Origin of the sequence: Streptomyces europaeiscabiei, assembly GCF_001550375.1 — a bacterium.
Taxonomy (GTDB): Bacteria; Actinomycetota; Actinomycetes; order Streptomycetales; family Streptomycetaceae; genus Streptomyces; species Streptomyces europaeiscabiei.
In genome coordinates this window covers 1-4,340 of record NZ_LRTR01000072.1, presented here as the reverse complement: position 1 = coordinate 4,340, position 4,340 = coordinate 1, and the positions used below count along the sequence as shown (strand labels likewise).

Genomic DNA, 4,340 nt, shown 5'->3' with positions numbered 1-4,340 from the left:
CCCTCGCCGTGAGGCGCGCGGCCCGCGTCTGGCCGCCCCTGGACCGGCTCTCCGAGCAGGACGTCCCCGACGTCCTCGCCCTCTCCGAGGACGAGCTGTCCGACCTGCTCGGCGTCGCCGCGACCCGGCTCGGCGCGGCAGGCGTCGCCGTGCACTGGCCCCGGGACCTGGCCCACGATCTGAGCGCCCGTGCCGAGGTGAGCACCGCGCCCGGCTCCGCCACGGACGGCACCGGTTTCTTCGAGAGCGAGGAACTGCTGCGGTTCCGCTGGCAGTTGGCCCTCGGCGGCGACCCGCTCACCGAGGCCGAGATGGACACCCTCGCCGAGGCCCACCGCCCGATCGTGCGCCTGCGCGACCAGTGGGTCCTCGTCGACCCGGCCCTCGTCCGCAAGGCCCGCAAACGCGAACTGGGCCTGCTCGACCCGGTGGACGCCCTGTCCGCGGCCCTCTCCGGCACCGCCGAGATCGACGGCGAGACGGTGGAGGCCGTGCCGGTGGGCGCGCTCGCCGCCCTCCGTGACCGTCTGACAGCGGGGATCGGTACGGCGGAACCGCCACCCGGCCTCGCGGCCACCCTCCGCGACTACCAACTCCGGGGCCTGGCCTGGCTGGACCTCATGACCTCCCTCGGTCTCGGCGGCTGCCTCGCCGACGACATGGGTCTCGGCAAGACGATCACGGTCATCGCCCTCCACCTGCGCCGGGCCCGCCCCGAACCCACGCTGGTCGTCTGCCCCGCCTCCCTGCTGGGCAACTGGCAGCGCGAGATCACCCGCTTCGCCCCCGGCGTGCCCGTCCACCGCTTCCACGGCCCCGACCGCACCCTGGACGACCACGCCGACGGCTTCGTCCTCACCACCTACGGCACCATGCGCTCGACGGCCCCACGCCTGGCCCAGCAGGAGTGGGGCATGGTCGTCGCCGACGAGGCCCAGCACGTCAAGAACCCCTACTCGGCGACGGCGAAGGCCCTGCGCACGATTCCGACACCCGCCCGCGTGGCCCTCACCGGCACCCCGGTCGAGAACAACCTCTCCGAGCTCTGGGCCCTCCTCGACTGGACGACCCCAGGGCTCCTCGGCCCGCTGAAGTCCTTCCGCGCCCGCCACGCCCGCGCCGTGGAGAACGGCGAGGACGGCGAGGCCGTGACCCGCCTCGCCCGCCTGGTCCGCCCCTTCCTCCTGCGCCGCAAGAAGTCCGACCCGGGCATCGTCCCCGAACTCCCGCCCAAGACCGAGACCGACCACCCCGTCCCCCTCACCCGCGAACAGGCCGCCCTGTACGAGGCGGTGGTCCGCGAGTCGCTGCTCGCCATCGAGACGGCGGAGGGCATCGCCCGGCGGGGCCTGGTCCTGAAACTCCTCGGCGCCCTCAAGCAGATCTGCGACCACCCGGCGCTGTATCTGAAGGAGGAGGCGGGCGTTGCCGCCGGAGACCGGTTCGCCGCCCGCTCCGGCAAACTGGCCCTGCTGGACGAGCTGTTGGACACGCTGCTCTCCGAGGACGGCTCCGCGCTGGTCTTCACCCAGTACGTCGGCATGGCCCGCCTGATCACCGCGCACCTCGCCGCCCGCGCCGTCCCGGTCGAGCTGCTGCACGGCGGCACACCGGTCAAGGAGCGCGAGCACATGGTGGACCGTTTCCAGAGCGGGGCGACGCCGGTCCTGGTCCTGTCCCTGAAGGCGGCCGGCACCGGCTTGAACCTCACCCGCGCCGGCCATGTCGTCCACTTCGACCGCTGGTGGAACCCCGCCGTCGAGGAACAGGCCACCGACCGCGCCTACCGCATCGGACAGACCCAGCCCGTCCAAGTGCACCGCCTCATCACCGAGGGCACCGTCGAGGACCGCATCGCCGAGATGCTGGAATCAAAGCGGGCCCTCTCCGACGCCGTCCTCGGCTCGGGCGAGGCGGCTCTCACGGAGCTGGGTGACCGGGAGCTGACCGACCTGGTGTCGTTGCGGAGGCTCGCGTGAGTGGGGGAGCGGGGACGCCGGAGGGTGCGCAGAGGCGTGCCGGGGAGGACGTGCGGGCCGGGGACGAGGCCGCTGGGTTCGCGCCCGGGGTGTCGCCTTCGGTGGGGGACGCGGAGGAGCTGGGGAGTCTTCGGAAGGAGAGCGAAGAGGTCTCGCCGTCCGACGGGGCGGATGCCGACGCGGCTGCGATTGCGGCAGGTCGCGAGGGCGCGGGCGGACCGGATCACGGCACCGGGCCCCGTCCCGCCGACGCGGCCCGCCGGGCGTTGCGGGCGGCGCGGGAACGCGACAGGCACGGGGCCGAGGCCGAGGCCGGGGATCAGCGAGGCTCGGGTTCTGCTCCGGGTGCGGGTACAACAAGGCCCGGGGAGCCGTCCGGGGCTCGGACAGCCCCACAGGCCGCCGCTCGGCCGGGTGACGTGGCCCGGGAGGCGTTGCGGAAGGCTGCGCAGTCCAGGGCGGCCGGCGCTGAGGAGCCGAGGGGGGAACGCGGCGCGGCTGAGCCGGTCGGAGGGCAGAGCGCGGTCGGGTCGGTGGTGGAGCCGGATGTGCCCGGGCCGGTGACGCGGAGCGCTCCGGACAGTCGGGCGAGGGAGCGTGCTTGTGCCGAGGCCGGGGACTCCCGGTTCGGTGAGGGGACTGGTACCGCTGCTCGGACCCACGAGACGACCGGGCACGGTGACCGCCCCGGCGGGGAGCCGCAGCCCGGTTCCCGGGCCGATGACGGAACCATGCCCGACGGAACCATGCCCGGTGGGCGGCCCGGTGAGAGGACCGCGCCCGCAGCTCGCCCCGGTGCGGGAACCATGTCCGGCGCTCGCCCCGGTACGGCCGCGAAGCCCGCTGCTCGCCCCGGCGACGTCGCCCGGGAAGCCTTGCGGGCCGCACGCGATGCCGCCGAGCGGGCCCGGGAAGAGGCGGAGGGTGCTCGGGCCGGGGCTGTGGGCAAGGGGGGCAGGACTTCGCTGGGGGCCGCGGGCCCGCCGCCGACCCGGTTGCGGGAGGGACGGAGCCATGGAGGCGATGTCGGAGCAGGCCGGGCATCTGGAATTCAGGGCCCGGGGGACGCCCCGAGTGGTAGGCCCTCGGGAGGCGTTCCGGTAGGCAGCGCCTCGGCGGGGAGACTGCCTGGAGATCAGGCTCCGGGTGGAGGGCCGGGAGGTCCGGCCCCAGGCGAAGATCGGGCTCCAGGCGGGACGTCGGGAGACCGGGCTGAGGAAAATCGGGTTCGGGACGTACGCGAACTGCTCGCCGACGCCTTCAAATTGCCCTCCGATGAGCCGGAACCCGAGCCGGAACCCCGGCCGGAACCCGAGCCGGAACTCGACGAGATCTCCGTCGTGGGCACGGACAGCGAGTGGGACGGTGGCGGTTCGGCGGAGGGTGAGTTCCGTGCGTCGCCGCCACCTCGCGAGGGCGTAGGGCGGGACCGTGCGTCCCATGGCCCCGCCGTTCCCGGCCACGCCACGCACGACCCGTCCCCGGCGTCCCCAGACACAGGCGGCTCCTCCCCGCGGCGGGAGCACTCCTCAGCCGTACCCGACCCGCAGTCGGCCCCCGGCCGGCCCACCACCCCCCGGCCGGACACCGCCCTCCCGGCAGCTCCCCGCGTCCCCCGCACCATGGCCGCCCCCTCCCGGGACGGCGAACTGCGGCGTACCTTCCACCCGTTCCCGCCGCGCCCCTCGGTCGGGGAGGCGTTCGCGGAGAGTTGGTGGGGCAACGCGTGGGTGACGGCTCTGGAAGAGGGCGCGTTGGACGCGGCGCGGTTGGCGCGGGGGCGGTCCTACGCCGACAAGGGACAGGTGGACGCGATCACCGTCACCCCGGGGCTGGTGCTGGCGTATGTGCACGGGAGCAGGGCTCGGCCGTACCGGGTGCAACTCCGCCTGCGGACGCTGGACGACGACGAATGGGACCGCTTCCTGGACGCGGCGGCGGAGCAACCGGGCCACATCGCCGCACTGTTGGACAAGGAGCTGCCGCAGGCGCTCGCCGGACCCGAGACCGGCTCCGAAGCCGGACCGGGACCTGAAGTCGGCTCCGAAGCCGGAGTCGAAGTAGGCGGCGAACCCGGACGCCGAGCAGCCCGTGGCACCGGAGCCGGGCGTGGCGTGCGTCTGTTGCCCGGCGCGGGGGAGCTCGAGCCCCGTTGCAGTTGCCCCGACTTCGGGCACCCCTGCAAACACGCGGCCGCGCTCTGCTATCAGACGGCGCGGTTGCTGGACGAGGACCCGTTCGTGCTGTTGCTGCTGCGGGGCCGGGGCGAGCGGGAGTTGCTCGACGCGTTGTCGCGGCGGAACGCGGCCCGTGCGGCGCGTGCCGCGCAGGAGCAGGAGCCCGCACCGCTTGCGGGGGTAC

The 4,340-nt window shown here is 74.4% G+C and carries 2 protein-coding genes; both read left to right on the top strand.

The window, feature by feature from the left end:
* Positions 1-1,979: DEAD/DEAH box helicase (locus AWZ10_RS03165; protein ID WP_060890381.1), on the top strand; the 1,979-nt coding region annotated here is incomplete at its 5' end.
* Positions 1,980-2,725: 746 nt separating this feature from the next.
* Positions 2,726-4,340, top strand: a 1,615-nt coding sequence (locus AWZ10_RS53430) for an SWIM zinc finger family protein (RefSeq protein WP_244172369.1), incomplete at its 3' end; no start/stop codon positions are given.